Raw genomic sequence first — 26,117 nt, forward strand, 5'->3', positions numbered from 1 at the left:
CGCACGGGACGGCGCGGCGCGGGGATCACGCCTGCGCGGCGTCTCGTCCTTGTGTCCTCCGGCCAGGGACTGATCCCGATCAAGGACAGGTTCCGGCCGGTGGCCCAGGCTGCGATCATGCTGACATCCTGTCTCCACGCCCTCGACGCCCTCGGCCCGGATGGCTTGCCGGCGCTGATGGGCGCCCTCTTCCTCGCCGGCCTCGCCGGCGGCGCCAGCCATTGCGCGGCGATGTGCGGGCCCTTCGTGCTGGCGCAGATGGCAACGGGCGGCAGCCATGGCGGCGGGCGGTTGGCACGCCTCTCGGGGGCGCTGCTGCTGCCCTATCACCTCGGGCGCGGGCTCGGCTACGCGACGCTCGGCGCGGTGGCGGGCGGGTTCTCGGCCCTGGCGACGCGTCTGCCGGGGCTCGGGCTGGTGCCGTCCCTGCTGCTCGGCCTGGCGGGGCTGGCGATGCTGGGCCAGGCGGTGCCGGCGCTCGCCGCGCGGCTGCCGCGCGGCGGATTCGGCAGGCTGATCGCGCCGCGGCTCGGCCGGCTGCTGCAGGGGCCGGGCACCGGCCGCGCCTTCCTGCTCGGCCTCATGCTTTCGGCCCTGCCCTGCGGGCTGCTCTATGCAGCGCTGGCGGCCGCCGCGGCGAGCGGCAGCGCGCTGGCCGGAGCGCTTGCCATGCTGGCTTTCGTGGCCGGCACCGCGCCGGCGCTGGTGGCGCTCGCCCTGCTCGGCCGCTTCTTCCGCCGGCGGGCGGAGCCGCTGCTGCGCCGCGCCGCGCCGCCGCTTTACGGCTTCAATGCCCTGGTGCTGCTGGCGCTCGCCCTGCGGCTGGCTTAACGGATGACAAGGTCCCGGTAGGCGTGCCAGGTCGCGTGCCCGATCAGCGGCATGGCCACGACGAGGCCGAGGAAGAAGGGCACCAGTGCCAGCCCGGTGAAGAGCACGATCAGCCCCGCCCAGAGCGCCATGGCGCGGCTGTTCTCCATCACTGCCTGGACGCTGATCGTCACCGCCTCCAGCCAGGTGATGTCGCGGTCGACCAGCATAGGCAGCGACACGGCGGTGAGGGCGAAGGTGCCGGCCGCCAGCAGGCAGCCGAAGCCCGTGCCGGTGACGAGGAAGGGCAGCAGCGCCTCAGATTGCAGCATCGCCATCGGCAGCTGCGCGAGCGAGGGTAGCGCCACGCCGCCGAAGAAGAGCGCGAAGAGCAGCCCCGCGACGCGCACCCAGAACAGGTGGATGATGAGCAGCAGCACGCCCATCATGGCGATCTGCGGCCGGAAGGCCTGCATCGCCTGGTGCAGCGTAACCGTCTGGCCCAACTCGGCGCGGCGCGAGACCTCATAGAGTGGCGTGGCGAGCAGCGGCGCGAGGATGAAGAAGCCCGCCGTCGCCGGCAGGATCGCCCATGGCGCCCCGGCCTCGAACAGAAGCAGCGACAGCAGCCAGCCGAAGAGGGCGAGGGTGCCGCCGAGGCTGAGGCTGATGGCCCGGTGCGCCATCATGTCCCGCCAGCCGAGGGTGATCCATACCCAGGGCCGGTCGCTCGCCACGCGGCGCACACGGTTCCGCAGCGGGGCATTGAGCGCTTCGATCGGCATTCTTCCATCCTCAACCGCGTCCTGCCCGAGGCTAAGCATGGATGCCGCGGCGGAACCTTGATCGGGATCAAGGACGCGGCGGCGCGAACGGGCGAGTTTGCCTGAATGCCGGGAACCCATCGACCGCCCCGGCCCGGAGATGTGTCGCATGGCAGCGATTGCCGCCCCTATCCCCACCGAGCCTGATGTCGAGGCGCCGGTTCGCGCCTTCGCCATCGCCACGGTGTTCTGGGGTATCGCGGGCTTCCTAGCCGGCGTGGTGATCGCCGCGCAGCTCGCCTTCCCCCTGCTCAACCTTGACCTAGAATGGACCACCTTCGGGCGGCTCCGCCCGCTGCACACCAGCGCGGTGATCTTCGCCTTCGGCGGCAACGCATTGATCGGGACGAGCCTCTTCATCGTCCAGCGCACCTGCCGCGCCCGGCTGTTCGGCGGCGAGGAGATGGGGTGGTTCCTGTTCTGGGGCTACCAGTTCTTCATCGTCACCGCGGCCGTCGGCTACCTCTTCGGCGTGACGCAGGGCAAGGAGTATGCCGAGCCCGAGTGGTACGTCGATCTCTGGCTGACGCTGGTCTGGGTCGTCTACCTGGTCACCTTCGGCGGCACCATCCTGAAGCGGAAGGAGCCCCACATCTACGTGGCGAACTGGTTCCTGCTCGCCTTCATCATCACCGTCGCCATGCTGCACATCGTCAACAACCTGGCGCTGCCGGTGGGCGATGGCGTGGGTAAGTCCTATGGCCTCGCCTCCGGCGTGCAGGATGCGATGATCCAGTGGTGGTACGGCCACAACGCGGTGGGCTTCTTCCTGACCGCCGGCTTCCTCGGGATGATGTACTACTTCATCCCGAAGCAGGCGGGGCGGCCGGTCTACTCCTACCGGCTCTCCATCGTGCACTTCTGGTCGTTGATCTTCCTCTACATCTGGGCCGGGCCGCACCACCTGCACTACACCGCCCTGCCGGACTGGGCGCAGACCCTCGGAATGGTCTTCTCGATCATGCTGTGGATGCCCTCCTGGGGCGGCATGATCAACGGGCTGATGACGCTCTCCGGCGCCTGGGACAAGCTGCGGACAGACCCGGGCCTGCGCTTCTCCGTCACCGCCGTCGGCTTCTACGCCATGGCCACCTTCGAGGGGCCGGTGATGTCGATCCGCGCGGTCAACAGCCTCTCGCACTACACCGACTGGACCATCGGCCACGTCCACAGCGGCGCCCTGGGCTGGAACGGCTTCATCATCTTCGGCGCACTTTACTGGCTGATCCCCGTGCTGTGGAAGAAGCGGCTCTATTCCGAACGCTTGGTCTCCTGGCACTTCTGGGTCGCGACCCTCGGCATCGTCCTCTACATCACCGCCATGTGGGTCAGCGGCATCATGCAGGGACTGATGTGGCGCGCCTATGACGAGCACGGCTTCCTGCAATACGCTTTCGTCGAGACCGTCGCCGCGATGCACCCCTACTACGTCATCCGCATGTTGGGCGGCCTGCTCTATCTGAGCGGCGCACTCATCATGGCCTGGAACATCTACCGCACCGTGACGGCAAAGGAGGAGGCCGCACCGGCCGCGCTTCCCGCCGCCCTGCCGATGGCCGCCGAGTAAGGAGGGGCCGCGCCATGAAACGCTTCACCCATGCGCTCATCGAGAAGAATCTCATCCTTCTCGGCGTGCTCACCCTGCTGACGGTCGCCATCGGCGGCCTGGTGCAGATCGTCCCGCTCTTCCTCGTCGAGACCACGATCGAGCGCGTGCAGGGCATCCGCCCCTACACCCCACTTGAGCTGATGGGCCGCAACATCTATGTGCGCGAGGGCTGCTACCTCTGCCACAGCCAGATGGTTCGCCCCTTCCGCGACGAGGCGGAGCGCTACGGCCATTACAGCCTGGCGGCCGAGAGCATGTACGACCATCCCTTCCAGTGGGGCAGCAAGCGTACCGGGCCCGACCTCGCCCGCGTCGGCGGCCGCTACTCGGATGACTGGCATGCGGCGCATCTGCGCAGCCCGCGCGACCTCGTGCCGGCCTCGGTGATGCCGCCCTATGCCTTCCTCGACCGGCCGCTCGATGCCGAGGCGATCCGCGCCCATCTCCGTGCCCAGCGCGGCGTCGGCGTGCCCTACAGCGACGAGATGGTCGCCGAGGCGGCGAACGACCTCGCTACCCAGGCGACGCCCGAGGCCGACGCCTCCGGCTTCAGCCGCCGCTACCCGAATGCCCGCCAGGCGGCCTTCGACGCCGACCCCAAGGTGGTGACGGAGATGGATGCGCTGGTCGCCTACCTGCAGATGCTCGGCACCCTCGTCCGCTTTTCGGACGTGACGCCCGATCAGCTGCGCCAGCCCTGAGGAGCGCCTGATGGACTTCCAGCGCCTGCATGAGATCCTCTCCACCATCTGGGTGGTCTGGTTCGTGCTCCTCTTCACCGGGATCCTGGCCTGGGTGCTGCGCCCTGGCAGCCGCGAGGCTGCCAATCGGCACGCCGCCATCCCGCTCCGCGACAGTCAGCTCTGAAAGCCAGGACCATGGCAAAGCAGACCGAGACCGACGCCGCCACCGGCGTCGCCACCACCGGCCATGAATGGGACGGCATCCGGGAACTCGACAACCCGATGCCCTCCTGGTGGCTCTACACCTTCTACGCCACCATCGCATTCGCCCTGGTCTGGGTGATGTTTTACCCGGCGCTGCCCTTCGTGCGCGGCTTGCTCGGCAACACCGCGCGCGGCGACCTGGCCGCGGTGATGGCGACCGAGCAGGCCAAGGCGGCGCCGATGCTGGCCCGCCTCCGCGCCGCGACGCCGGAGGCGATTGCTGCCGAGCCCGAACTGCGCACCTTCGCGCTGGCCGGCGGCCGCATCGCCTTCGCCAATAGCTGCGCCGGCTGCCATGGCGCGGGCGGGCAGGGCGCGCCGGGCGGCTTCCCGAGCCTCGCCGATGACGACTGGATCTATGGCGGCAGCCTTGAGGAGATCCGCACCACCATCCGCCACGGCGTCCGCAACGGCGAGGCTGCCGAGGCGCGCGGCACCGCCATGCCAGCCTTCCTGCAAGCCGGGCTGACCATGCCGCAGATCGGCGATCTCGCCGAGCACGTCCTCTTGCTCTCCGACGCCGGCCCGGCCAATCCGGCGGGCGCCGCGCTCTTCGCCGATAACTGCGCTGCCTGCCATGGCGAGCGCGGCGAGGGCAACCGGCAGGTCGGCGCGCCCCGGCTGAACGATCGCATCTGGCTCTATGGCGGCGACAAGGCCTCGGTGACGCGCAGCATCGCCTATTCCCGCGCCGGCGTGATGCCGGCATGGGAAGGCCGGCTCGACGCGGCGACGATCAACATGCTGACCGTCTACGTCCACGCGCTCGGCGGCGGGGAGCAGTAGGGGACCCGTCATGCCCGATATCGGACCGCCCCCGGCCTCGCTCTACGCCGCGCATCGGAAGATCTATCCGCGCGCGGTGCAGGGCCGGGTGCGCCGCGCCAAATGGGCGGTGCTCGGCATCCTGCTTGGTCTCTACTACCTGGTGCCTTGGCTGCGCTGGGACCGTGGCCCGGGCGTGCCGGACCAGGCGGTGCTGGTGGACATGCAGCATGCCCGCCTGTTCTTCTTCTGGATCGAGCTCTGGCCGCAGGAGGTCTACTTCCTGACCGGCCTGCTCATCCTCGCCGCCATCGGCCTCTTCGCCGCAACCTCGCTCTTCGGCCGCGTCTGGTGCGGCTTCGCCTGTCCGCAGACGGTCTGGACCGACCTCTTCATGTGGGTGGAGCGCCGCATCGAGGGCGACCGCAATGCGCGGATGAAGCGCGATGCCGGCCCGCCCTCGCGCGACCGAACGTTGCGGCGCCTGGCCAAGCACGCCGCCTGGCTCGGCATCGCCGCGGTGACCGGCGGCGCCTGGGTGATGTATTTCCAGGACGCGCCGACGCTGGTGCGCGACCCGCTTGGCGCCTCGATGGAGACCTGGTTCTTCTTCGCCCTCTTCACCGCGACGACCTATGTGCTGGCCGGCTTCGCCCGCGAGCAGGTCTGCACGTATATGTGCCCCTGGCCGCGCTTCCAGGGCGCGATGCTGGACCAGGACAGCCTGGTCGTCACCTACCGCGACTGGCGCGGCGAGCCGCGCGGCAAGCCGAAGGATGCCGGTTCCGGCGACTGCGTCGATTGCAGCGCCTGCGTGCAGGTCTGCCCGACCGGCGTCGACATCCGCGAGGGCCAGCAGCTTGGCTGCATCGGCTGCGGCCTCTGCATCGATGCCTGCGACGACGTCATGCGGAAGCTGCATCGGCCGCAGGGGCTGATTGGCTTCGAAACCCTGGCCAACCTCGCCGCCAGCACAGCCGCGGCGGCGGAGCTGGAGCCGGGCCCCGCGCGCCACGCGGCCGGCATGGCAGCGCGGCGCCCGCTCCGTCTGCTGCGTCCGCGCACGCTGATGTATGCCGGCGTGCTTTCGGTCGTCGCCATCACCATGCTCGGCGCGCTGATGCTGCGGGAGACGCTCTCCCTCACCGTGCTGCCGGAGCGGGCCCCGCCTTTCGTCCGCCTTTCCGATGGCGGCATCCGTAACGCCTACCTGCTCAAGCTGGCAGACAAGAGCCGCGAGGGCGGCCGCTACACGCTGGTGCTGGAGGAAGCGCCGGGCCTGCGGCTGCTGGTGCAGGATGTGGCGACGGATGCCGCCGGTCGCCCGCTGCTGCCGGTGCAGGGCGACGGCGTCGCCTCCTTCCGCGCCCTTGTCACCGCCCCAAGGGCAATCGAGCGCCAACCTATCCGCTTCCGCCTGCTCGATGTCGCCGGCCGTCCCCTTGCCGCGGCGGAGAGCATTTTCCTGGGACCACAGCCATGACCGCCCGCAGCTTCGATCCCGCCCGTGGCCGCTGGATCCCGTGGGTCTTCGTCGGCATGATGCTGCTGGTGATCGGCGTGAACGCCGTGCTGATCACCTCGGCCGTGCGCAGCTTCACCGGCACCACCACCGGCCATGCCTATGACCGGGGCCGCGCCTACAACCACATCATCGCGGAAGCGGACCGCCAGGCGGCGCTCGGCTGGGGCGCGCGTGTCACGCTGGCCGAGGGCACCCTCTCCGTCGCCGTGGCGGACCGCGCGGGCGCGCCGGTCGAGGGCTGGCTCACAGGCCTGCTGCTCCGCCCGCTCGATGGCCGGACGGTGCCGCTCGACTTCACCGAGGTGGCGCCAGGCCGCTGGTCCGCCCTCGCCTTGCCGCCCGCCGCCGGCCAGTGGGAAGCGCGACTCACCCTGCTCGACGCTGCCGGCCAGCGTCTCGACATCCGCCAGAGGGTGATCGCGCCATGAGCGTTATCGGCCGCATCGCCATCCCCGCTGCCGCCTGCGCCCATTGCGGCGCGACGGTGGCGCCCGTCGCCCGGTACTGCTGCGCTGGCTGCGAGGCGGCGCATGGGCTGGTGGAAGGGCTCGGCCTCGACGCCTTCTACCGCCGGCGCAGCGCGGCCGATGGCGCGTTGCGGCCGGATGCCGCCCCGCCCGTCCCGCTCGCCGCCGCCGCCGTTGCGGAGGCGCCGGGGCTCTGGCGGCTCGACCTGATGGTTTCCGGCCTGCGCTGCGGCGCCTGCGTCTGGCTGGTCGAGCAGGCCCTGGCCGCCGAGCCGGACATGCTCGCCGTCCGCGCCGCGCTGACGACGCGCCGCCTTACCCTCCGCTGGCAGGGCGCGCAGGGGAGGGCGGAGGATTTCGCCGTCCTGCTCGGCCGCCTTGGCTTCCGCGCCGTGCCCTTCACCCCGGCCTGCCTCCGCGCCGCCGACGATGCCGAGACGCGCAGCCTCACCCGCGCCCTCGGCATCGCCGCCTTCGGGGCGATGAACGTCATGCTCGTCTCCGTCGCCGTCTGGGTAGGCGACGACATGGGCGCCGAGACGCGCGGTTTCATGCATTGGCTGGCCGCGCTGATCGGCCTGCCGACCATCGCCATTGCCGGCTTGCCCTTCTATCGCTCCGCGCTGGCCGCGCTGCGGGCGCGGCGGACCAACATGGATGTGGCGATCAGCCTCGGCGTGCTGGCGACGGCTGCGATGTCGCTCTCCGAGGCCTGGCGCAACGGACCCTTCACCTGGTTCGACGGGGCCACGACGCTGCTTGCGCTGTTGCTGGCCGGGCGGCTGCTCGACCGCACCGCCCGCGGCCGCGCCGGCCGGGCCGTCGCCGAACTGCTTGCCTTGCAGGACGGCATGGTGCGCCGCCTGGCGCCGGATGGCCGCGCCGAGGACGTCCCCACCGGCGCCGTGCGGCCCGGCGAGCGCATCCTGCTCGCCGCCGGCGAGCGGTTGCGACTGGATGCGGTGCTTGAGGATGCGCCGGGCCTCTTCGACCTCGCCGCGACGACAGGCGAGAGCCTGCCGCGGCCGGTTGCCTTGGGCGCGGCGGTAATGGCCGGTGCCGTCAATATGGGCGCGCCGGCGGTGCTGCGGGTGACGGCGGCGGCGGCGGAAGGCTCGCTCGCCGCCACGGCGCGATTGCTGGAGCAGGCGGCGGCGGCGCGCGGGCGCTTCGTCACCCTCGCCGACAAGGCGGCGCGGCTCTACGTGCCGACGGTGCTCGTCGTCGCGGCTGGCACCTTCCTCGGTTGGTGGTTTGGCGCCGGGCTTGGTTGGCAGGCGGCGCTGGTGCCGGCGGTCGCGGCGTTGATCGTCACCTGCCCCTGCGGCCTCGCCATCGCCGTGCCGGCGGTGCAGGTGGTGACGGTAGGGGCGCTGTTCCGCCGCGGCGTGCTGGTCACCTCGCCGACGGCGCTCGAGCGGCTGGCCGGGATTGACCATGTGGTGCTCGACAAGACAGGCACCCTGACCTGCGGCACGCCGTCCCTGCTGCCCGGCGACTGGACGCCGCAGGATCTGCGCGCCGCCGCCGGCCTCGCCCGCGGCAGCCGGCATCCGCTGGCCCGCGCCCTGCTCGCCGCCTGCCCCGAGGCGCCGCTGCGCCGCGATGTGGTGGAGCATCCCGGCCAGGGCATGGCCGCCGGTGCCGCCCGCCTTGGCAGCGCCCGCTTCTGCGGCGTGGCGGCGCAGGGCGACACGCCGGTCCTCTGGTTCACCGAGGGCGGCTCGGAGCCTGTTGCCTTCCACTTCGCCGATGCGCTGCGGCCGGATGCGCGGGCCGCGGTCGAGGCGCTGCGCAGCCTCGGCCTGACGGTGGAGATTCTGTCGGGCGATGCGCCCGCCGCGGTCGCCCGCGTCGCCGCGGAGATCGGCATCGAGGCCTGGGAGGGCGGGGCCATCCCTGAGGCCAAGCGGGCCCGTATCGCCGAGCTGCGCGTCGCCGGCCGACACCCGCTGATGGTCGGCGACGGCATCAACGATGCCGGGGCGCTCGCCCTGGCCCATGCCGCCGTCGCCGCACCCGAGGCGCAGGACCTGGCCCAGGTCGCGGCCGATCTCGCCCTTCGCGGCGAGGCACTGCTCGCCCTGCCGGAGGCAGTCCGCGCCGCCCGCCGGGCCCAGGCACTGGCACAGCAGAACATCGCCTTCAGCCTCGCTTACAACTTGGTGGCGGTGCCGGCGGCGGTCGCCGGGCTGGTGACGCCGCTCGGCGCGGCGGCGGTGATGGCCAGCTCCTCCCTTGCCGTGATCCTCAATGCATTGCGCGCGGAAAGGCCCGGCCGATGGATGCCCTGATCGCCCTCGTTCCCGTCGCCCTGGCGCTCGGGTTGCTCGGCCTCCTCGGCTTTCTCTGGGCGCTGCGCAGCGGCCAGTACGAGGACCTCGACGGTGCCGGCGCCCGCATCCTCTTCGACGACACCAAACCCACCGAAAGGCAGCCCCAGTGATCCCGAGCCGCGTGTTCTTCCTTGTCCTCTCCGTGCTGATCGCCGTGACCGGCCTCTTCGCCGCCGCAGCAGCGCATAACTACCTGCAGGCCTTCGGCCTCGGGCTCTTCGGCTTCGGCACCTTCTTCGCGCTCGGCTGCATCAAGCGGCATTTCGACGAGCGCGAAGCGGCTCACTGAGCCTTCAGTGTGCGCCCTCGCCAGTGGCGAGGGCCTCAAGGCCCGGCATGTCCAGCAGCCGGACCTCGCCGCGCGAGGGCTCGCGCAGCAACCCGCCGCGGCGGAACGCGGCGAAGACGCGGCTGACGCTCTCGATGGTCAGGCCGAGATAGTCGCCGATATCCGCCCGGGTCATCGGCAGGCCGAGGTCGAGGCCGGAGGCGCCGTTGCGGCGGGCGGCGTCGCGCAGCATCAGCAGGAAGGCGGCCACACGGCCCTCGGAGCTGCGCTGCGCCATGGCGGCGAGCTGCTCCTGCGCGGCCGCCAGGTCCTCGGCACAAAGCTCCAGCAGGCGATGGCTGATGCCGGAGCAGCCGCGGCTCATCGCCTCCAGCTTGCCACGGTCGACGCGGCAGACGGTCGCATCGCAGACCAACTCGGCATCGCAGGGATAGCGCTCGCGCGCGGTGAAGCCGATCAGGTCGCCCGGGAAGCGGAAGCCGATGATCTGCTGCCGCCCGTCAGGCAGGGTGCGCAGCAGCTTCGCCGCGCCATCGACCAGGGTAAAGACGGCATTGGCCCGGTCGCCCTCGCGGAAGACCGCCCCCCGCGCCGGTAGCCGCACGAGCGAGGAGGCTTCGGACAGGGCGAACTGATCCGCCCCGTCCAACCCATGGCACAGGCCGCGGGAGGAGCCGGCGCAACTCCCGCAGAGGGAGGCAAGGCTCTGCCGCACGGCAAGGGGGGCCGGAGTGCCCAATGGAGTTCTCCCGGGTTCGAGACAGGACTCTGAGGATTCGTCTTCCAGTATGCAAGCACGGTTTCGTGAGTGGTCCGGTGAGAGGTGGATTGTCCTCATACCACCCACCGGATCGCCCCCGGCCGCGCCTAATGCCCTGCGTCGCCGTTCATCAAAAAGATGGACGGTCCACCGCGCGACCGGTGGCGCACCAGCCTCCCGATCCGCCTCAGGCCGCGCGCAGCACCCGGCCGGCCACCGCATCCAGCTTCGCCAACATGGCAGGATCCCGCCGCTCGGGCGCGGTGATCAGCGCGTGATCGAGCGCCCGGTCGCAGCCGGCGGGGCAGGGGCCCCGTGGCGCGCCGAGCTCCGGCACCACCGCCTTGACCAGCGCCCGCGCCTTATCGGCATTGGCGAACAGTACCTTCACGACCTGATCGACCGTCACATGGTCATGGTCCGGGTGCCAGCAGTCGAAATCCGTGACCATGGCAACGGTCGCGTAGCAGAGCTCCGCCTCGCGGGCGAGTTTCGCCTCCGGCATGTTGGTCATGCCGATGACGCTGCATCCCCAGGACCGGTAGAGCTCGCTCTCCGCCTTGGTGCTGAACTGCGGGCCCTCCATGACGAGATAGGTCCCGCCCCGCGTCACCGGCAGGCCAAGGCCGCGTGCCGCTCCCTCCAGCGCATCGCCGAGGCGCGGGCAGACCGGATGCGCCACCGAGACATGCGCCACGCAGCCGGGGCCGAAGAAGCTCTTCTCGCGGGCGAAGGTACGGTCGATGAACTGGTCGACGATGACGAAATGCCCGGGCGGAAGATCCTCGCGCAGCGAGCCAACGGCCGAGAGGGACAAGATCTCGGTGACGCCGGAGCGTTTCAGCGCATCGATATTGGCCCGGTAGTTCAGCGCCGAGGGCGGCGTCGGGTGGCCACGCCCGTGCCGGGGGAGGAAGACGCAGCGCACGCCGGCCAGCCGCCCGAAGAGCAGCTCGTCCGAAGGGTCGCCCCAAGGCGTCTCCACCCGGCGCCACTCGCGCTCCTCCAGCCCGTCGATGTCGTAGAGGCCGGAGCCGCCGATGAGGCCGATGACGGGTTCGATCATGTCGGGCATGGGTGAATCTCCGTAAGATGAGCGGCTTTTGGGCCAGCCTCGCCGCGGGATCAACCACGGGCGGTGGCCGGGCCGTATGCGGCGGGCCATGCTGTGCCGCAAAACGCCGACCGGAGTCGCCCGATGCCCATCCGCCTTGCCTGCCTGCTCCTGCTGCTCGGCGCCTGCGGCCCCACAAGGCCGCCGATGGAAAACAACCGCGTCGAGCGCGGCACCGCCCTGCCGCCACCCGACCTGCCCGCCACGCCGGTCCGATGAATTGCGAAGGGCCGCCCGAGGGCGGCCCTGTCCTTGTTTACAACCCGTGCCTGCCGAAGTCCCGATCCTCGGGCGGCAGCCGGGCTCCTGCGGCACCGCCGAGCGGCGCCGTGGGGGTCAATGCACGTCGGCCCAGACCTTGCGCTTCACCGCGTAGGCGAGGCCGCCGAGGATGGTGAGGAAGAGGATGATCTTCACCCCCATCGCCTTCCGTTCCTCGAGCTCCGGCTCGGCTGCCCAGGTCAGGAACTGCGTCACGTCGGTCACCATCTGGTCGACCGTCGCCCGCGTGCCGTCATGATACTCGACCTGCCCATCCGAGCTGATCGGCGCCGGCATGGCGATCTGATGGCCGGCGAAATACTTGTTGTAATGCATGCCATCGGCGATCTGCATGCCGGCCGGTGGGTCGCCATAGCCCATTAGCAGGGCATGGATGTAGTCCGCCCCGCCTTCGCGGGCCTTGGTGATGACCGAGAGGTCGGGCGGATAGGCGCCGTTATTGGCAGCCCGTGCCGCCTGCTCGTTAGGGAAGGGGCTCTTGAACCGGTCGGAGGCGCGGCCGGGCCGCTCCACCATCTGGCCCTCGTCGTTCGGCCCGTCCATCATCTGCACCGTCGCCGCGATGCCCGCCACCTCGGCCTCGGAAAGACCGAGCTGCCGCAGGTTGCGGTAGGCGAGCAGGTGCATCGAGTGGCAGCCCGAGCAGACTTCCTTGTAGACCTGGAAGCCACGCTGCGCCGAAGCGCGGTCGAAATGCCCGAACAGCCCGTCGAAGGAGAAACGGGTATCCGGCAAGCTGATGGCTTCGCTGGCGGCGAGGGCAGGCGTTGCCCCCGCCATCAACCCAAGGCCGAGGAACAGCGCCCGGAGGCTACGGAAAGCGGGCATGTCAGGCCTTCTCCATCGGCTTGCTCATGGCGCCGGCGGGCAATGGCCCACCGCCGCGCAGCACCGGGCGGGCGATGCTTTCCGGCAGCGGCAACGGCCGCTCCAGCCGCCCGAGCAGCGGCAGGATCACCAGGAAGTACAGGAAGTAGTAGGCTGTGGCGACCCGGGCGATGGTGACGAAGGGCTCCTCCGGCGGCTTGCCACCGACATAGAGCAGCACGATGAAGCAGAGGCACCACACCGCGAAAAAGGGCCGCGCCAGCGGACGGAACCGCATGGAGCGCACCGGCGAGGTGTCGAGCCAGGGCAGCACGAAGAGGATGGCGATGGAGCCGAACATCAGCAACACGCCGCCGAGCTTGTCCGGCACCGCGCGCAGGATCGCGTAGAAGGGCAGGAAGTACCATTCCGGCACGATATGCGGCGGCGTCACCAGCGGGTTCGCCGGGATGTAATTGTCCGCATGGCCCAGCAGGTTCGGAAAGAAGAACACCAGCGCCGCGAAGACGATGAAGTAGACGACCAAGCCGACGCTGTCCTTCGCCGTGTAGTACGGGTGGAAAGGCACCGTGTCCTGCGGCCCCTTCGGGTCGATCCCGAGCGGGTTGTTCGAGCCGGTGATGTGCAGCGCAGCGACGTGCAGGAAGACGACGCCGAAGATCACGAAGGGCATCAGGTAGTGCAGGCTGAAGAAGCGGTTGAGCGTCGGGTTGTCGACGCTGAAGCCGCCCCAGAGCCAGGTCACGATGCTCTCGCCGACCAGCGGGAAGGCGCTGAACAGGTTGGTGATGACGGTCGCGCCCCAGAAGGACATCTGGCCCCAGGGCAGCACGTAGCCCATGAAGGCTGTCGCCATCATCAGCAGGAAGATGACCACGCCGATCATCCACAGCAGCTCGCGCGGCGCCTTGTAGGAACCGTAGTAGAGTCCGCGGAAGATGTGGATATAGACGACGATGAAGAACATCGACGCGCCGTTGGCATGCGCGTAGCGCAGCAGCCAGCCATAGTTCACGTCCCGCATGATGCGTTCGACGCTGTCGAAGGCCATGCCGGTATGCGCCGTGTAGTTCATCGCCAGGAAGATGCCGGTGGCGATCATGATCACGAGGTTGACCATGGCCAGCGCGCCGAAATTCCAGAAGTAGTTGAAGTTACGGGGCGTGGGGAACGTCCCATACTCCTTCTGCATCATGGTGAAGACGGGCAGGCGGGCATCGACCCAGCGGATGACCGGGTTCTGGAAATCGCTCTTGTGAAGGCCAGTGGCCATGGGTGGGCTCCTCAGCCGATCCGGATCTGCGTATCGGAGGTGAAGGCGTAATTCGGGACAGCCAGGTTGCTCGGCGCCGGCCCCTGCCGGATGCGGCCCGAGGTGTCGTAGGCGCTGCCGTGGCACGGGCAGAACCAGCCACCGAAGGGACCGCGCTGGTCGGTGGGTTTCTGGCCGAGCGGGATGCACCCCAGATGGGTGCAGATGCCGATCACGACCAGCCACTGGTCCTTTTTGACCCGCGTCTGGTCCGGCTGCGGATCTTGCAACTCGGAGAGCGGCACGTTGCGGGCCGCCTTGACCTCCTCCTCCGTGCGGTTGCGCACGAAGACAGGCTTGCCGCGCCAGACCACCGTGATGGCGGAGCCTGCGGCGATCGGCTTCAGGTCGATGTCGGTGGTGGAGACCGCCAGCGTGTCGCGTGCTGGGTTCATCGAGCTGATGAATGGCCAAGCGATCGCGCCGACGCCGACCGCCGCGAAGGAACCCGCCACGAGTTGCAGGAAATCCCGGCGGGTTTCGCCATCCTGCGGCGCCGGTTGCGCCATGCTATCGGCCATGCCTCATCGTCCCTGTCGCGGCCCTCGCCTGCTCCCGGGGCGGGAGGGGAGGGCCGAATGCGATTGCTGCGGCCGGGTCGGACAGGATCTGCCAAGCATGGATCGTGCCTCCTGACGCGCTGCGCCGCATATAAAGGTACGCTATGCAGGGTGGCAATCCGCCGGGCGGGCAATCATCCGGCTATTGTTTCGCCCCGCCGGCGCCAAGGAGAGGAAATCGGTGACCGAGACCATGCCCCCCGGCCAGGACCCCGCCGCGCACCGCCTAGCCGAGCCAGCCCGCCTTTGGTTCGAGAGCCTGCGCGACCGGATCTGCGCCAACTTCGAATCGATCGAGCGGGAATGCGACACCGGCCCCCATGCCGGCCTGCCCCCCGGCCGCTTCGAGCACACCGCCTGGACGCGGGAGGGCGGCGGCGGCGGGGTCATGGCGGTGATGAAAGGCCGGGTCTTCGAGAAGGTCGGGGTCAACTGCTCGAGCGTCCATGGCGAATTCTCCCCGGAATTCCGCAAGCAGATCCCGGGCGCGGAGGAGGATCCGCGCTTCTTTGCCACCGGCATCTCCCTCGTCGCCCACATGCGCAGCCCGCGCGTGCCGGCGGCGCATATGAACACCCGCTTCCTCTCGACCTCCCGCGCCTGGTTCGGCGGCGGGGGCGACCTCACCCCGATGGCGCTCGACGCCCCCGAATCGGGGGAGGACGCAGCCCGCTTCCACGCCGCCTACAGATCCGCCTGCGACCGCCACGATCCCGGTTACTACCCGCGCTTCAAGGCTTGGTGCGACGAGTATTTCTGGCTTCCCCACCGGGGCGAGGCGCGCGGGCTCGGCGGCATCTTCTTCGACTGGCTTGGCGACCGGACTCCTGGCCACGGGGCGGACCGGGACTTCGAGTTCGTCAAGGATGTCGGCCTCGCCTTCCTCGAGAGCTACCCGGCCATCATCCGCCACCGGATGCGCGAGCCCTGGACGCCGGCCGAGCGCGAGCACCAGCTCATCCGCCGCGGCCGCTACGTGGAATTCAACCTGCTCCACGACCGCGGCACGCTATTCGGTCTGAAGACCGGCGGGAATGTGGAGGCGATCCTCATGTCCCTGCCGCCGGAAGCGAAATGGCCCTGACAGGCGCATTGCCGCCTCCCGCCGCCCTGGTCCAGGCTGGGGCGGAATTCCGAGGAGACGCCCGATGCGCGCAGTCTGGTACGACCGGCAAGGTCCGGCCGGCGAAGTCCTGACCTATGGCGAGTTGCCGACGCCGAGCCCGGGGCCGGGCGAGGTGCTGGTCCGCCTCGCCACCTCCGGCGTCAACCCCTCCGACTGGAAAAGCCGCAGCGGCCGCGGCCGGCCGATGGCTTTCCCCCGCGTCATCCCCCACAGCGACGGCGCCGGCCATGTCGAGGCGGTGGGGGAGGGGGTGCCGCGCCAGCGCATCGGCCAGCGGGTCTGGGTCTGGAACGGCCAGTGGAGGCGGCCCTTCGGCACCGCGGCGGAGTACATCGCCCTGCCTTCGGAACAGGCGGTGCCCCTGCCCGAGCACACCGGCTTCGCCGAGGGCGCCTGTCTCGGCATCCCGGCGCTGACCGCCCTTCACGCCGTCCTGACCGATGGCGGGGTCACCGGCCAGCGGGTGCTGGTCAGCGGCGGGGCCGGCTCGGTCGGGCATTACGCCATCCAGTTCGCCCGGCTCCTTGGCGCCGCCCAGGTCATCGCCACCGTCAGCGGCGAGGCGAAGGCGGCCCATGCCATGGCCGCCGGCGCCGACCATGCGGTGAATTACCGCAGCGAGGATGTCGCCGACCGAGTCCTGGCGCTGACCGGCGGCCAGGGGGTGGACCGGGTGGTGGAGGTCGACGCGACCGGCAATGCCCCGTTGCTGCCGCGCCTCATGGCCCCAGGCGGGGTCTGTGCCGTCTACGGCGCGAACGGCGCCGAGGCCGCGGTCAATTTCGGCGCCGCCATCATGAAGGGCATCGCGCTGCGGTTCTTCATCGTCTACGAGCTGACCCCTGCCCAGCGGGCCACCGCCCTCGGCGCTTTGGCGCCCTGGCTGGAGCGCGGCCTGATCCGGCACGCGGTCGCCGCCCATGCCCCGCTCGCCGACTGCGCCGCGGCGCAGGATGCGGTCGAGAAGGGCGCCTATATCGGCAACCTCGTACTGGATTGCTGAGCCGGTCAGCCCTCCGGCCGGGCCTTCAGGTCGCGGATGCGCGGGTCGGCGGTGAGGTCGAGGAGGTCGATCTCCTCCTCGATCACATGGAAGGCGTCGTCGCCGATCGTCCCGTAGGAGCGGAGCGCGGCCAGCACCCGCCGCTGCGCCGCCACCGCCTGGCGCTGCAACCCGGCGAGATCCTCGCCGCCGCCTTCAGCCGGGCTTAGCCGGGCGAGATATTCCCGCTGCAGCACCTCCGCCGCCCGGCCCGGCGGGGCGGCGTGCAGCACCTCGAGCGCCGCCCGCGCCGTCGCCTGCCGGGCCAGCGCCACCTCCCGCTCCACCCCGCCGTCATCCGGCAGGCCGAGCCGCTTCAGCAGCCAGCCGAGGCTCATGCCCTGCAGGACGAGGGTCACCAGCGTCACCGTGAAGGCGGTCAGCAGGATCAGGTCGCGGTAGGGGAAGTCCTCCGGCAGGGCCAGCGCCGCGGCCAGGGTGACGATCCCGCGCATGCCGCACCAGGATATGACGATGCCGCCCGCTATGGTCGGCGATCGCTCGGTTCGCCTGCCCAGGCGGGCGACGACGACATAGCCCATCACCCAGGCGAAACGCATGAGGATGACGACGGCGCAGGCCGCCGCGGCGAAGCCGACATCGCGCCACTGCCACCCGCCCAACCGGTCGAGGATGCCACGCAGCTGCAATCCGATCAGGATGAAGGCCAGCAGGTTGAGGACGAAGACCGCCACCTCCCAGACCGCATAGCTGGCGATGCGCTCTTTGCCCCCTATCCGTGATGGCACCAGCCGGGCGATCGTCATCGCATAGGCCACCATGGTGATGATGGCCGAGAGGCCGAGCCGCTCTGCCAGAAGCCAGACCGCGAAGGTGCCGAGGAACTGCACCAGCACGGCGACTGCCAGATCCTCCCGGTTCGTCGACAGCCTGATCCAGACCCAGGCGGCGGCGATGCCGAACAGGGCTCCGCCGCCGCAGGTCAGCAGCAGCAGCGGCACCACCTGCCAGCCGCTCACCGCCCCGCCCATGGCGGCGCCGACCGCGACGCGGAACAGCAGCAGCGCCGTCGCGTCGTTCAGCAGGCTCTCACCCTCGAGGATAACCAGCACCCGGTGCGGCGGCCGCAGCTGCCGCAGCACCGCCGCCGCAGCCGAGGCATCCGGCGGCGCCACGATGGCCCCGAGCGCGATCGCCGCGGCCCAGGGCAGACCCGGCTCGATCAACCGCGCTACCCAGGCGACGGCGAAGGCGGTGCAGAGCACGCAGACCAGCACCAGCCCGCCGACCGGTCGCCAATTCGCCTTCAGGTCGCGTGGCGAGGCATCGTAGGCGGCATCGAGCAACGTCGGCGCGACGAAGAGGGCCAGCGCCAGCTCCGGATCGAGGGTGACCTGCGGCAGCCCCGGCACCAGCGCGCCGCCAGTGCCGGCCAGCGCCAGCAGCGCCGGATAGGGGGCGCGGAGCCGCTTCGCCAGCGTCGCCAGCAACGCGCCGGCCAGCAACAGGAGGATGACCGTCTCGAAGATCAGCATGCGGCACCTTTCCCGGCGAGGGCTCTGCGGTCATCTTGCCCCGGCGAAACCGAATCCGGGAGAGAACCACCATGATCCGCCGCCGCGCCCTGCTCGCGGGCGCACCGGGCCTTCTCGCCGCCCCCGCCCTGGCCCAGTCCCTCGGTGACTGGCCGAACCGGCCGATCCGCGCCGTCATCCCCTGGCCGCCTGGCGGCTCGACCGATGTGCTGGCCCGCCTAGTCTGCGAGCAGCTCGGCCAGAAGCTCGGCCAGAATTACGTGCTGGAGAACCGCCCCGGGGCGGGCGGGAATATCGGCATGGACGCGATCGCGAAATCAGCCCCGGATGGCTACACGCAGGGCCCGGCGACCATCGCCAACCTGTCCATCGCGCAGTTCCTCTATGCCCGGCTGCCCTTCGACCCGGAGCGGGATTTCTCCGTCATCTCCATGCATTGGGAGCTGCCGAACGTGCTGGTGGCCCCTGCGCAATTCTGCCCAGCGAACAATGCCCGTGAATTCGTCGAATGGGCCCGCGCACGGCCGAACGGCGTCTCCTTCGGCAGCCCGGGCGTCGGGACCACGGCGCATCTCTGCGGCAGCATGTTCTGCGACCGGCAGAAGATCGACGGCCAGCATGTCCCCTTCCGCGGCGCGGCGCAGATCATCCCTGCCATGCTGGCGGGTGACCTGACCTTCGCCATCGATAATCTGGCCAGCTATATCCCGGTGATCCAGGAAGGCCGGATGAAGGCCTTCGCCGTGACCAGCCCGCAGCGCTGGCCCTCCCTGCCCGACATCCCGACCATGGCTGAGGCCGGCATCCCCGACTTCACCGTCACCTCCTGGTGCGCCTGGGTCGGCCCAGCGGGGATGCCGCGGCCGATCATCGACCGGGTGAACGCGGCGATGAAGGAGGTGGCAGAAGACCCCGCCATGCAGAGGCGCTTCGAACAGACGGGCGCCCGCTGCGTCTGGAGCACGCCTGAGGATGCGGTGAAGCACGCCGCCAGCCAGCGGCCGATGCTCAAGGAGATGGTCCGCATCTCCGGCGCCCGGATGGACTGAGGCGCGGCGCCCGCCAGGCGGACGCCCGCCGGGGCTACCGGTCCTGCTGGTAGCCCTGGTTCGTCGTGTTCTGCTTGATGTCGCCCTGGCGACCCTGTTCGCCGAGGTTGCGGTCGCGGCTGGACTTCGTGGCCTCGGCTTGCTGGGCGCCCATATCGCCCTCGGGGCTCTGGGCCCCCGGGCCATGCGGGCTGCGATTGGCCGGCGGAACCGGCGGCAAATGGGCCTTGGATGACATGGCGTCCCCCATTTTCAGCGTGTGGTGGCCTTCAACGCCGCCCTGGCGCGCCGCGTTCCGCTGCCCGCCCCTGGTAATCCGTCGCGCTGCGCCGCATACCCCCGCCATGCCTGCTTCCAGCACCGCCCCGCTCTGGCTCAACAGCCTGTTCGTGGACCATGCCTTGCTGCGCCTGGGTTGGCGGAATTGGGGGGTGGTGGAGGCCGGGCGGCTCTACCGCTCCAACCACCCGCTGCCCTGGCAACTCGGCGCCGCCAAGCGCCGCTTCGGCCTGCGCACGGTGATCAACCTGCGCGGCGAGCGGACCGGCTGCGGCTCCGACCGCCTCGGCCGGGCGGCAGCGGCGGAATTCGGCCTCACCCATATCGACGCGCCCTTCGAGAGCCGCGGGGCCCCGCACAAGGACCGCATCCTCCGCCTGGCCGAGATCTTCCACGCTATGGAGGAGCCGGCTCTGATGCACTGCAAGTCGGGCGCCGACCGCACCGGCCTCGCTGCCGGGCTCTGGCTGCTGCTGCAGGGGCGAACGCCGGCGGAGGCGCTGGCGCAGCTCTCCCTCCGGCATGGCCATGTCCGGCAGAGCCGCACCGGCATTCTCGACGCCTTTTTCCTGGCCTATGCCGCGGCCCATGCGCGGGAGGGCAAGCCCTTCCTCGACTGGCTGCGCGACGACTATTCCGAGGCAGCGCTGCGGGAAGCCTTCCAGTCACGCGCCTGGGCCGACCGGCTGGTGGACGGCATCCTCCGACGCGAGTAGGTCAGCCCAGCAACCCGAACCGCATCGCCAGCCGATGGATGCGCCCGACGAGCAGGTTGCAGAGCACTGTCCGCGTCAGGTGGAAGCCGAGCACCAGCGGCACGCCGAGCTCCAGCGCCTTGGCCGTCAGCGCCATCTCCGGCATGCCGCCCGGCGCCATGCCGAGGATCATCGCCGCGAATGGCAGGCCGGCCGCCGCCCCGATCCCGACCGCGAGCAGGGTCAGCAGCAGCGACAGGACAGCGGCCGAGATCACCGACGCGATTGCCAGCCGGCGCGAGGCCATGAGGAAACTCCGCGTCAGCCGCGTCCCGAGCGAGGCGCCCATCGCCACCTGTGCCGCGTCGATCAGCGGCACCGGCACGCCGGAGGGCAGATGCCCGCTTGCCGCAAGGCCGATGCCGAGCGCGCAGGGCCCGAGCATCCACGGATTGGCCATGCCGATCCGCTGCAGCGGCCAGGCCAGCACCAGCCCCGCCGCCGCCATCCCCAGCAGGCCCGGCCACCAGGTCTCGGCATGGCTGGCGGTGAAGTCGCTGAAGTCGCCATGCGGCGCCAGCCAGCCGAGCAGCGGCGGGAAGGTCAGCACGACGACCAGCACGCGCATGGTTTGCGCCAGCGTCACGGTCGGGACGGAGGCCTTCGCCTCCTGCGCCAGCACCGCCATGACGATGACGCCGCCCGGCACCGCGCAGAAGAAGCCGGTCTGCCGGTCCGTCCCTGCCAGGCGAGTAAAAAGTTGCGCGACGACGAGGCCGGAGAGGATGGCGAGCACCCCGCCAAGCAGCATCACCGGCAAGGCGCCCATCACCGCCGCCAGCACCGGGCCGGAGAAGGTGATGCCGAGCCCGAGGCCGAGAAAGACGAGACCCGCGGGCCGTGCCCAGCCCGGCATCGCGACCGGCCGGCTCCAGGCCAGCGCCGCGGTCGCCGTCATCGCCCCAATCATCCAGGCAAGCGGCACATGCAGCAGGTCCATCGCCCCACCCCCGAGCGCCGCACCGGCGGCGGTGACGAGCTGGGTGCGGAGCGGGGAGGGGGGATATGCCAAGGCAGTGAGGTTCACCCACGCCCAGGCGGAGGTCAAACCGCAGGGGGGCGTCGTCTTTTTGAGACAATCTTAACCCGGGATTCACCGCCGTCGCATTATCTCGCCTGTCAGCCGCCATGATCCCGCCGAGCGCCATTCCCCCGATCGCCAGCCGAGGCCCGGACTCCTCCCATGTCCGCCCGGCGGCGGCCGCAGCGGCCACGTCGCCTGACCCGCGGCCGACCGCGCAGCCCAATCCGAGCATGCGGATCGACCCCTCGCTCGGCATCGTGGTGATGGAATTCCGCGACCGCTCCGGCGCCATCGCCGCCACCCTGCCGACGCAGCGGGAGCTGGATGCCTACCGCTCCGCCCAGCGCCGCGGCGGCACGGAACAGCACGGCGCCGCCCAGCCGTCACCGCGGCCCACGCCGCCCCCGGCGGAACCGGTCTAGCCGGCGTTCAGCGTCAGCGTCGTCCGCCCTTCGGACTGGCCGGGTTGGGCGGGCGGCCGCGTGGTGGCGAGCGGTGCGATGCCGAGAACCTCCTCCTCGTGCCGCATCACTCGTCGCGCCAGCTTCAGCGCCTGGTAGCAATCGTCCGCTTCGGCGAAGCCCAGCGCCTGGCGCAGCATCTCCCGCGCCAGGGCCGAGGTCGTCGCCTGCTGGAAATCGCCGATCAGCGTGCGCGCCGCCTGCAGGCCGCCCGCACGCTCCTCATCGGTGCCGATATAGGCCGTCTGCAGGGCGAAGTAGATGCGGCGGGCCGGCGTCGTCGCGGCTTCCGGCGGCATGATCTGCTTGCCGAAGAGGAAGCGCGCCTTGGCCGCCAGCTCGATCCGCGTGCGGTTGCGGAAGCGGATCGGGGCGCCATTGACGACCATCATGTCGCCCTGCCGCAGTTCGAGCACCAGCGTGGACATTCTTGTTCCTTTCGGCTCCGCGTTGCGGAGAGTTGGCGGATCGTCGCATGCGTCGCTTAACGCGGACTGAAACCCGGCACGCCCTTCACCGCAGATAGCTCACGAGGCTGAGGGAGGCGATCGTGCCGATCGCGTTGTAGCTGGCCTCGAGCGCGGTCTTGGTCGCCTGCATCCGGCTGAGGACATCGCCCATGTCCACCTCCTCGATGTTGGCGAGCTGCGCCTTCAGCTGGTCGTGCATCTGGCCATGGCGGGTCTGCATGTCGGCGAGCTGCTCCTCGGTCTGGCCGAGCGCGCCCTGCTCGTCGGCAAGCGCGTTGGAGGCGCTCTGCAGGCCGTGGCGGATGGTATCCGCCAGCGCCTTGAAATCATCCTGCGAGGCGACCTGTGCCGGGGTGAGGGCGGCGATGCTTGCCAGCCCTCGCAGCAGGTCCCGCGCCCAGGATCCGGTGGTCTCCCCTGCCGAAGTCGCGGCCGCGTTGCGGTTGGCGAAGAGGCCGACTGGCGTCGTCGTGCCGTCGGCCGAGACCACGCTCCGTCGCGGCTCGCCGCCGCCGCGCGATGGGTCGGCGATGAAGGCGGAGAAGGGGGTGACGCCGGCGGTGTCGTCAAGCGCCGCCGCCCTGGTCGCCGCCGCCACCGCCGCCGCATTGCCGCCGCCGAGCATGCCGATGGCCGTGGCGATCCCTGCCGCCATGCCGCCGGTCGGCAACCCGTCCGGGTCCGGCACCGGCGGATTGGCGAAGTCGCTGCCGCCGAAGAGGTATTCGCCGCCCTGCTGCGCATTCAGCAGCTGGCCCACCTCCACCAGCGCCTGCCGTGCCTGGCTGGCATAGAGCGGCAGCACGTCGGGATTGTTCGCATCCAGCTTCACCGCGATGACGGAGCCGAATTTCCGGGCAATGTCGGCGAGCCGGCCAAGCGCCTGCTGAGTCGCCTCGGTGCGCGAGAGCGCCTGGCCGATCAGCGTGCCATAGGTGTCGCGCCGCGCGATCTCCGCCCGCAGCGAGAGCGCCCGCGGCAGCTGCGCCCCGAGATCGGCGGGCCGCTCGCTCTTCAGCCCGGTCGCCTGCTGCCGCGTCAGCGTCAGCAGCCGGGCGCGCAGCACCGCCGTGTCGGTGTCGAGCCGCCCGATGATGTCGATCCCCGGCATCAGTCCCTCTCTTTCAGCGCATGGCGCCGAGCAGCGAATCCCACATGGCCTGCAAGGTGCTGATCACCTTGGCATTGGCCGCGTAGGCGTTCTGCAGGGTCACCATCCCCGCCATCTCGGCATCGACATCGACGCCGGAGGTGGCGGTGAAGCGGTCGTTGAGCGCATTCTGCAGTCCGGCCGCCTGGGCCTTCGCCTCGGTCGCCGCGGCACGGTCGCCGAGCTGCGCGGCGGTGACGGCGCTGGCATAATCGGCGATCCGCGCCGCGGGCATGAAGGGCGAGGCCAGCGTGCCGTCCGGCCCGAGTCCGGCGCTGGCGATCGGCGGCCAGGGATTGCCCTTCGAGGCCTCGGCGCCGAGGCTGTAGCTCAGCACCCGCTCGATCATGGTGGCGAAGCCGGCCGGCCCGCCCGGCAGGTTGGGGATGAAGCCGTCCGGCCCGCCGGCGCTCGGCGTCACCGCATGGGTGCCGTCGCGCAGCAGGCTCGGGTCGGCCGAGACCGCGCTGCCGAGCTGGATGCGCCCGGCGAAGCCCGCCTGCGCGCTGCCGGCATAGGGCAGGGCCGGATCGGGGACCGTGCTGCCATCCGCATCGGTGAAGAGCGTCAGCCCCTGCCGGTCGAAGCGGCTGGCGAGGTTGGCGGCGACAAGGTCCGTCTCCGCTTGGTAGCGCGGCAGGGTGCGGTCGCGCATCGCCACGTATTCGCCGAGCCGGCCGCCGGCGATCTGCCCGGTGACGTCGACGCCGTTCAGCGTGATCCCTGGCAAGGTGCCGCCGGCGCCATGGAAGGCGTCCGGCGCGACCGAGGCCGGCGCCGTCGCCAGCAGGTCCCGCGCCGGGTCGAGCGGCAGCACCAGCCCGCCGCGGGCGATGAGCAGCAGGTCGCCATCCGGCTTGCGGACCGCCTGAATCTCCATGCTCTCCGAGAGGGCGGCGATCGCCTGGTCTCGCTGGTCCTCGAGCCCGGCCTGATCGCCGCCGGTGCCGGATTTGATCAGCACGGTGAGGGTGGCGATCTGCTTCAGCGCCGCATTGGCCGTGGCGACCTCGGTGACGATGCCGTCCTGCGCCTGCTGCCGTGCCGCGCCGATCGCCGCCGAGACGTCGTTGAGCCGGCGGGCGACGGCGCCCGCCGCGGCCAGCGCCGCCCGCTGCTGCCCGGCATCGGCGGGCGCCGCCTGCAGGGCGGTGAAGGCGGTGGACAGCACCGCCACCGCATCGCCGAGCGTCGCCCGGTCGGCGGTCGCGCCATGCGCCTGCTCGATGCCGGTCAGCAGCTCCTCACGCAACGTGGCGGCGGCGGTGGCGCCGCGGCTCCGGTCGAGCCGGCCGAGCAGGGCGAGGTCGACCGCACGCTGCGTATCGCCGCTGCGCAGCCCGGCCGGCATCTCGGCGACGACGAGCGAGCGCTGCTCGACCTTCTTCCGCACATAGCCCGGCGTTTCGGCATTGGCGACGTTCTGCGAGGCCTGCGCCAGGCTGCGCTGGACAGCGGCGAGACCGCTGCGGGCAATGCCGAGGGCGAGGTCGAGACTCATCGCTCAGCCCCCTGCCTCAGCGCCGCATGTTGATGGTGTCCTGCAGAAGCTCGTCCGCCGCGCTGACGACCTTGGTGTTGGCCGTGTAGGCGCGCTGCGCGACGATCAGCTTGCTGAACTCGCTGGCGATGTCGACATTCGAGCGTTCGATCGATCCGATCACGAGCTTGCCGACGCCGTTGGAGGCGGCATCCGTCACCCGCGCCTCGCCCGATTCCGGCGTGCGCATGAAGGCCTGGCCGTCGAGGCGTTGCAGTCTGTCCGGGTCGTTGAAGGCGACGAGGGGGACGCGGGCGATGACGCGGCTCTGCCCGTTGTCGTAGTTCACCGCCACGTCGCCGTTGGTGCGCATGCTAAGGGAGGAGAAGGCGCCGAGCGGCACGCCGTCCTGCGTCAGGTTGCGCAGCGCGAATTCCGAGCCGGCATACTGGGTCAGCCCCACGGCCTTGCCGAACTGCCCGAGCGAAAGGGAGACGTCCTGCGGCCCCTGGCCGAAGTCGACGCTGAAGCTCACAGCGGCGGGATCGCCCACGGCATTGGTCAGCGGCACGCTCATGGCGCTGGCGGCGCCGAAGGTGCCGATGGTGCCATCCGCCACGGCCGGCGAGGCGCCTGCACCGAAATTCAACTCCACGGTGCGTGTCGTCGGGACGGTGTCGTCCGGCACGACGACCTCGAGCGTCCAATGGTTGGTGCTGGTCCCCGGGCTGAACATCAAGTTCACCGTATGGAGCCTGCCGAGCGTGTCGTAGAGCTGCGCCTGGGTGGTGACGGCCGAGCCGGGCATGGTGGCGGGCAGATTCGCCGCGAGGTCGATCTGCTTGGTGGCGATGGGATTGAAGACCTGCTGGTTCACCCGTATCGGCTCGATCGTCGTGCGGTCCGGGTTGCCACCGGCATCCACCGGCCAGCCCTTCAGGTAGTAGCCTGAGCCGTTCGTCAGATAGCCATCTGAATCCCGGGCGAAGTCGCCGGCGCGGCTGAAGAATTGCCGCTCGTCGAAGACCGGCTGGCCGTTCACCGTACCCTTGGCCTGCGCCACGCTGAATAAGCCCTGGCCGCCGATTGCCATGGCGAGCGGATTCTCGGACTGCTCGATCGTGCCCTGCACCGTGTTGGTGTAGGAGGGCATGGCGATCGTCGCCCCGGGCAGGTTGTTCGTCTGGCTCGAGGAGGTGATGTAGGAGACGAAGTTGGTATCGACGCGCTTGTAGCCGACGGTCTGGCTGTTCGCGATGTTGTCCGAGATGTTGCCGAGCGAACGGCTCTGCGAGGTGAGGCCGCTGATGGCGGCGGTAAGCGAGCCGAAGAGGGACATGGTCGGGCCTCCGTCATC

The 26,117-nt window shown here is 70.4% G+C and carries 29 protein-coding genes; 16 read left to right on the forward strand and 13 right to left on the reverse strand.

Annotation, left to right across the window (positions count from 1 at the left end; genetic code table 11):
• The first annotated feature begins 117 nt into the window (after positions 1 to 117).
• Positions 118 to 831 carry a sulfite exporter TauE/SafE family protein gene (locus tag JMJ56_RS01160; RefSeq protein WP_202829773.1) on the forward strand — a complete coding sequence of 238 codons (714 nt, stop codon included), beginning with the start codon at positions 118 to 120 and terminating at the stop codon, positions 829 to 831.
• Here the strand turns inward: JMJ56_RS01160 and JMJ56_RS01165 are convergent.
• The gene (locus JMJ56_RS01165; protein ID WP_202829774.1) at positions 828 to 1,595 is read right to left on the reverse strand and encodes a DUF2189 domain-containing protein; all 768 of its coding nucleotides are present in this window, start codon (positions 1,593 to 1,595) and stop codon (positions 828 to 830) included. The genes JMJ56_RS01160 and JMJ56_RS01165 overlap by 4 nt on opposite strands.
• 148 nt (positions 1,596 to 1,743) lie before the next feature.
• On the opposite strand from JMJ56_RS01165, the gene ccoN reads away from it, so the two are divergent.
• The 9 genes from ccoN to JMJ56_RS01210 are packed head-to-tail and all read left to right on the forward strand — an operon-like array spanning position 1,744 to position 9,572.
• Positions 1,744 to 3,201 (forward strand): cytochrome-c oxidase, cbb3-type subunit I, encoded by a 1,458-nt coding sequence (gene ccoN / locus JMJ56_RS01170; protein ID WP_202829775.1) that lies wholly within the window; start codon positions 1,744 to 1,746, stop codon positions 3,199 to 3,201.
• Between the two features lie 14 nt (positions 3,202 to 3,215).
• Entirely contained in the window at positions 3,216 to 3,944 is a 729-nt protein-coding gene (ccoO, locus tag JMJ56_RS01175; protein ID WP_202829776.1) for a cytochrome-c oxidase, cbb3-type subunit II, read from the forward strand.
• Positions 3,945 to 3,954: 10 nt separating this feature from the next.
• On the forward strand, positions 3,955 to 4,110 hold the full coding sequence (locus JMJ56_RS01180; RefSeq protein ID WP_202829777.1) for a cbb3-type cytochrome oxidase subunit 3: 156 nt from the start codon (positions 3,955 to 3,957) through the stop codon (positions 4,108 to 4,110).
• 11 nt (positions 4,111 to 4,121) lie between these two features.
• Positions 4,122 to 4,976 (forward strand): cytochrome-c oxidase, cbb3-type subunit III, encoded by an 855-nt coding sequence (ccoP, locus tag JMJ56_RS01185; protein WP_202829778.1) that lies wholly within the window; start codon positions 4,122 to 4,124, stop codon positions 4,974 to 4,976.
• A 10-nt stretch (positions 4,977 to 4,986) separates the two neighbouring features.
• Positions 4,987 to 6,438: a cytochrome c oxidase accessory protein CcoG gene (gene ccoG / locus JMJ56_RS01190; protein WP_202829779.1), complete on the forward strand. Its 1,452-nt coding sequence runs from the start codon at positions 4,987 to 4,989 to the stop codon at positions 6,436 to 6,438.
• Complete coding sequence (locus tag JMJ56_RS01195) at positions 6,435 to 6,908, forward strand: FixH family protein (RefSeq protein ID WP_202829780.1); 474 nt, start codon at positions 6,435 to 6,437, stop codon at positions 6,906 to 6,908. The genes ccoG and JMJ56_RS01195 overlap by 4 nt, the downstream gene beginning before the upstream one ends.
• Complete coding sequence (locus tag JMJ56_RS01200; RefSeq protein WP_202829781.1) at positions 6,905 to 9,241, forward strand: heavy metal translocating P-type ATPase; 2,337 nt, start codon at positions 6,905 to 6,907, stop codon at positions 9,239 to 9,241. The genes JMJ56_RS01195 and JMJ56_RS01200 overlap by 4 nt, the downstream gene beginning before the upstream one ends.
• A complete protein-coding gene (ccoS, locus tag JMJ56_RS01205; protein ID WP_202829782.1) occupies positions 9,229 to 9,393 on the forward strand; it encodes a cbb3-type cytochrome oxidase assembly protein CcoS in 165 nt (54 codons plus the stop codon). Before JMJ56_RS01200 ends, ccoS begins: the two co-directional genes overlap by 13 nt.
• Positions 9,390 to 9,572: a hypothetical protein gene (locus JMJ56_RS01210; RefSeq protein WP_202829783.1), complete on the forward strand. Its 183-nt coding sequence runs from the start codon at positions 9,390 to 9,392 to the stop codon at positions 9,570 to 9,572. The genes ccoS and JMJ56_RS01210 overlap by 4 nt, the downstream gene beginning before the upstream one ends.
• Before the next feature lie 4 nt (positions 9,573 to 9,576).
• On the opposite strand, the gene JMJ56_RS01215 is transcribed toward JMJ56_RS01210, so the two are convergent.
• Both JMJ56_RS01215 and JMJ56_RS01220 read right to left on the reverse strand, forming a co-directional pair.
• Positions 9,577 to 10,311, reverse strand: a complete 735-nt coding sequence (locus JMJ56_RS01215) for a Crp/Fnr family transcriptional regulator (protein WP_202829784.1) — start codon at positions 10,309 to 10,311, stop codon at positions 9,577 to 9,579.
• 208 nt (positions 10,312 to 10,519) lie between these two features.
• Positions 10,520 to 11,407: an S-methyl-5'-thioadenosine phosphorylase gene (locus tag JMJ56_RS01220; RefSeq protein ID WP_202829785.1), complete on the reverse strand. Its 888-nt coding sequence runs from the start codon at positions 11,405 to 11,407 to the stop codon at positions 10,520 to 10,522.
• 123 nt (positions 11,408 to 11,530) lie between these two features.
• On the opposite strand from JMJ56_RS01220, the gene JMJ56_RS34715 reads away from it, so the two are divergent.
• The gene (locus JMJ56_RS34715) at positions 11,531 to 11,665 is read left to right on the forward strand and encodes a hypothetical protein (protein ID WP_268884923.1); all 135 of its coding nucleotides are present in this window, start codon (positions 11,531 to 11,533) and stop codon (positions 11,663 to 11,665) included.
• Between the two features lie 117 nt (positions 11,666 to 11,782).
• Here the strand turns inward: JMJ56_RS34715 and JMJ56_RS01225 are convergent, their stop codons facing one another.
• Genes JMJ56_RS01225 through petA form a run of 3 tightly spaced genes read right to left on the reverse strand, consistent with a single transcriptional unit; the run spans position 11,783 to position 14,389 of the window.
• Entirely contained in the window at positions 11,783 to 12,556 is a 774-nt protein-coding gene (locus JMJ56_RS01225) for a cytochrome c1 (protein WP_202829786.1), read from the reverse strand.
• Between the two features lies 1 nt (position 12,557).
• A complete protein-coding gene (locus tag JMJ56_RS01230; protein ID WP_202829787.1) occupies positions 12,558 to 13,829 on the reverse strand; it encodes a cytochrome b in 1,272 nt (423 codons plus the stop codon).
• 11 nt (positions 13,830 to 13,840) lie between these two features.
• The gene (gene petA, locus JMJ56_RS01235) at positions 13,841 to 14,389 is read right to left on the reverse strand and encodes a ubiquinol-cytochrome c reductase iron-sulfur subunit (RefSeq protein WP_202829788.1); all 549 of its coding nucleotides are present in this window, start codon (positions 14,387 to 14,389) and stop codon (positions 13,841 to 13,843) included.
• A 232-nt stretch (positions 14,390 to 14,621) separates the two neighbouring features.
• On the opposite strand from petA, the gene hemF reads away from it, so the two are divergent.
• Positions 14,622 to 15,512: an oxygen-dependent coproporphyrinogen oxidase gene (hemF, locus tag JMJ56_RS01240; protein WP_202830830.1), complete on the forward strand. Its 891-nt coding sequence runs from the start codon at positions 14,622 to 14,624 to the stop codon at positions 15,510 to 15,512.
• Positions 15,513 to 15,576: 64 nt separating this feature from the next.
• Positions 15,577 to 16,557 (forward strand): NADPH:quinone reductase, encoded by a 981-nt coding sequence (locus tag JMJ56_RS01245; RefSeq protein WP_202829789.1) that lies wholly within the window; start codon positions 15,577 to 15,579, stop codon positions 16,555 to 16,557.
• Positions 16,558 to 16,562: 5 nt separating this feature from the next.
• On the opposite strand, the gene JMJ56_RS01250 is transcribed toward JMJ56_RS01245, so the two are convergent.
• Positions 16,563 to 18,092: a cation:proton antiporter gene (locus JMJ56_RS01250; RefSeq protein ID WP_202829790.1), complete on the reverse strand. Its 1,530-nt coding sequence runs from the start codon at positions 18,090 to 18,092 to the stop codon at positions 16,563 to 16,565.
• A 71-nt stretch (positions 18,093 to 18,163) separates the two neighbouring features.
• On the opposite strand from JMJ56_RS01250, the gene JMJ56_RS01255 reads away from it, so the two are divergent.
• Positions 18,164 to 19,141, forward strand: coding sequence for a Bug family tripartite tricarboxylate transporter substrate binding protein (locus tag JMJ56_RS01255; protein ID WP_202829791.1), 978 nt, complete (start codon positions 18,164 to 18,166; stop codon positions 19,139 to 19,141).
• A 34-nt stretch (positions 19,142 to 19,175) separates the two neighbouring features.
• On the opposite strand, the gene JMJ56_RS01260 is transcribed toward JMJ56_RS01255, so the two are convergent.
• Positions 19,176 to 19,487 (reverse strand): hypothetical protein, encoded by a 312-nt coding sequence (locus JMJ56_RS01260; protein WP_236037373.1) that lies wholly within the window; start codon positions 19,485 to 19,487, stop codon positions 19,176 to 19,178.
• On the opposite strand from JMJ56_RS01260, the gene JMJ56_RS01265 reads away from it, so the two are divergent.
• Complete coding sequence (locus JMJ56_RS01265) at positions 19,486 to 20,136, forward strand: tyrosine-protein phosphatase (RefSeq protein ID WP_202829792.1); 651 nt, start codon at positions 19,486 to 19,488, stop codon at positions 20,134 to 20,136. The genes JMJ56_RS01260 and JMJ56_RS01265 overlap by 2 nt on opposite strands.
• A 1-nt stretch (position 20,137) precedes the next feature.
• Here the strand turns inward: JMJ56_RS01265 and JMJ56_RS01270 are convergent, their stop codons facing one another.
• Positions 20,138 to 21,187 carry an AbrB family transcriptional regulator gene (locus tag JMJ56_RS01270; protein WP_202829793.1) on the reverse strand — a complete coding sequence of 350 codons (1,050 nt, stop codon included), beginning with the start codon at positions 21,185 to 21,187 and terminating at the stop codon, positions 20,138 to 20,140.
• 116 nt (positions 21,188 to 21,303) lie between these two features.
• Between JMJ56_RS01270 and JMJ56_RS01275 the strand changes: the two genes are divergently transcribed.
• Positions 21,304 to 21,621, forward strand: coding sequence for a hypothetical protein (locus JMJ56_RS01275; RefSeq protein ID WP_202829794.1), 318 nt, complete (start codon positions 21,304 to 21,306; stop codon positions 21,619 to 21,621).
• On the opposite strand, the gene JMJ56_RS01280 is transcribed toward JMJ56_RS01275, so the two are convergent.
• The 4 genes from JMJ56_RS01280 to flgE all read right to left on the reverse strand — a co-directional run bounded on the left by JMJ56_RS01280 (position 21,618) and on the right by flgE (position 26,099).
• On the reverse strand, positions 21,618 to 22,088 hold the full coding sequence (locus tag JMJ56_RS01280; RefSeq protein ID WP_202829795.1) for a flagellar biosynthesis repressor FlbT: 471 nt from the start codon (positions 22,086 to 22,088) through the stop codon (positions 21,618 to 21,620). The genes JMJ56_RS01275 and JMJ56_RS01280 overlap by 4 nt on opposite strands.
• Before the next feature lie 85 nt (positions 22,089 to 22,173).
• Positions 22,174 to 23,241, reverse strand: a complete 1,068-nt coding sequence (locus JMJ56_RS01285; RefSeq protein WP_202829796.1) for a flagellin — start codon at positions 23,239 to 23,241, stop codon at positions 22,174 to 22,176.
• Between the two features lie 13 nt (positions 23,242 to 23,254).
• Complete coding sequence (locus JMJ56_RS01290) at positions 23,255 to 24,781, reverse strand: flagellar hook-associated protein FlgK (RefSeq protein ID WP_202829797.1); 1,527 nt, start codon at positions 24,779 to 24,781, stop codon at positions 23,255 to 23,257.
• A gap of 16 nt (positions 24,782 to 24,797) precedes the next feature.
• Positions 24,798 to 26,099: a flagellar hook protein FlgE gene (gene flgE, locus JMJ56_RS01295; protein ID WP_202829798.1), complete on the reverse strand. Its 1,302-nt coding sequence runs from the start codon at positions 26,097 to 26,099 to the stop codon at positions 24,798 to 24,800.
• Between the last annotated feature and the right edge of the window lie 18 nt (positions 26,100 to 26,117).

It is taken from the genome of Belnapia arida (assembly GCF_016773205.1).
Lineage (GTDB): Bacteria > Pseudomonadota > Alphaproteobacteria > Acetobacterales > Acetobacteraceae > Belnapia > Belnapia arida.

Bases quoted from the DNA above. Each gene is read 5' to 3' on its own strand.
- JMJ56_RS01160 (WP_202829773.1), top strand. From the start codon at position 118: ATGCTGACATCCTGTCTCCACGCCCTCGACGCCCTCGGCCCGGATGGC.
- JMJ56_RS01165 (WP_202829774.1), bottom strand. From the start codon at position 1,595: ATGCCGATCGAAGCGCTCAATGCCCCGCTGCGGAACCGTGTGCGCCGC.
- ccoN (WP_202829775.1), top strand. From the start codon at position 1,744: ATGGCAGCGATTGCCGCCCCTATCCCCACCGAGCCTGATGTCGAGGCG.
- ccoO (WP_202829776.1), top strand. From the start codon at position 3,216: ATGAAACGCTTCACCCATGCGCTCATCGAGAAGAATCTCATCCTTCTC.
- JMJ56_RS01180 (WP_202829777.1), top strand. From the start codon at position 3,955: ATGGACTTCCAGCGCCTGCATGAGATCCTCTCCACCATCTGGGTGGTC.
- ccoP (WP_202829778.1), top strand. From the start codon at position 4,122: ATGGCAAAGCAGACCGAGACCGACGCCGCCACCGGCGTCGCCACCACC.
- ccoG (WP_202829779.1), top strand. From the start codon at position 4,987: ATGCCCGATATCGGACCGCCCCCGGCCTCGCTCTACGCCGCGCATCGG.
- JMJ56_RS01195 (WP_202829780.1), top strand. From the start codon at position 6,435: ATGACCGCCCGCAGCTTCGATCCCGCCCGTGGCCGCTGGATCCCGTGG.
- JMJ56_RS01200 (WP_202829781.1), top strand. From the start codon at position 6,905: ATGAGCGTTATCGGCCGCATCGCCATCCCCGCTGCCGCCTGCGCCCAT.
- ccoS (WP_202829782.1), top strand. From the start codon at position 9,229: ATGGATGCCCTGATCGCCCTCGTTCCCGTCGCCCTGGCGCTCGGGTTG.
- JMJ56_RS01220 (WP_202829785.1), bottom strand. From the start codon at position 11,407: ATGCCCGACATGATCGAACCCGTCATCGGCCTCATCGGCGGCTCCGGC.
- JMJ56_RS34715 (WP_268884923.1), top strand. From the start codon at position 11,531: ATGCCCATCCGCCTTGCCTGCCTGCTCCTGCTGCTCGGCGCCTGCGGC.
- JMJ56_RS01225 (WP_202829786.1), bottom strand. From the start codon at position 12,556: ATGCCCGCTTTCCGTAGCCTCCGGGCGCTGTTCCTCGGCCTTGGGTTG.
- JMJ56_RS01230 (WP_202829787.1), bottom strand. From the start codon at position 13,829: ATGGCCACTGGCCTTCACAAGAGCGATTTCCAGAACCCGGTCATCCGC.
- petA (WP_202829788.1), bottom strand. From the start codon at position 14,389: ATGGCCGATAGCATGGCGCAACCGGCGCCGCAGGATGGCGAAACCCGC.
- hemF (WP_202830830.1), top strand. From the start codon at position 14,622: ATGCCCCCCGGCCAGGACCCCGCCGCGCACCGCCTAGCCGAGCCAGCC.
- JMJ56_RS01245 (WP_202829789.1), top strand. From the start codon at position 15,577: ATGCGCGCAGTCTGGTACGACCGGCAAGGTCCGGCCGGCGAAGTCCTG.
- JMJ56_RS01250 (WP_202829790.1), bottom strand. From the start codon at position 18,092: ATGCTGATCTTCGAGACGGTCATCCTCCTGTTGCTGGCCGGCGCGTTG.
- JMJ56_RS01255 (WP_202829791.1), top strand. From the start codon at position 18,164: ATGATCCGCCGCCGCGCCCTGCTCGCGGGCGCACCGGGCCTTCTCGCC.
- JMJ56_RS01265 (WP_202829792.1), top strand. From the start codon at position 19,486: ATGCCTGCTTCCAGCACCGCCCCGCTCTGGCTCAACAGCCTGTTCGTG.
- JMJ56_RS01260 (WP_236037373.1), bottom strand. From the start codon at position 19,487: ATGGCGGGGGTATGCGGCGCAGCGCGACGGATTACCAGGGGCGGGCAG.
- JMJ56_RS01275 (WP_202829794.1), top strand. From the start codon at position 21,304: ATGATCCCGCCGAGCGCCATTCCCCCGATCGCCAGCCGAGGCCCGGAC.
- JMJ56_RS01280 (WP_202829795.1), bottom strand. From the start codon at position 22,088: ATGTCCACGCTGGTGCTCGAACTGCGGCAGGGCGACATGATGGTCGTC.
- JMJ56_RS01285 (WP_202829796.1), bottom strand. From the start codon at position 23,241: ATGCCGGGGATCGACATCATCGGGCGGCTCGACACCGACACGGCGGTG.
- JMJ56_RS01290 (WP_202829797.1), bottom strand. From the start codon at position 24,781: ATGAGTCTCGACCTCGCCCTCGGCATTGCCCGCAGCGGTCTCGCCGCT.
- flgE (WP_202829798.1), bottom strand. From the start codon at position 26,099: ATGTCCCTCTTCGGCTCGCTTACCGCCGCCATCAGCGGCCTCACCTCG.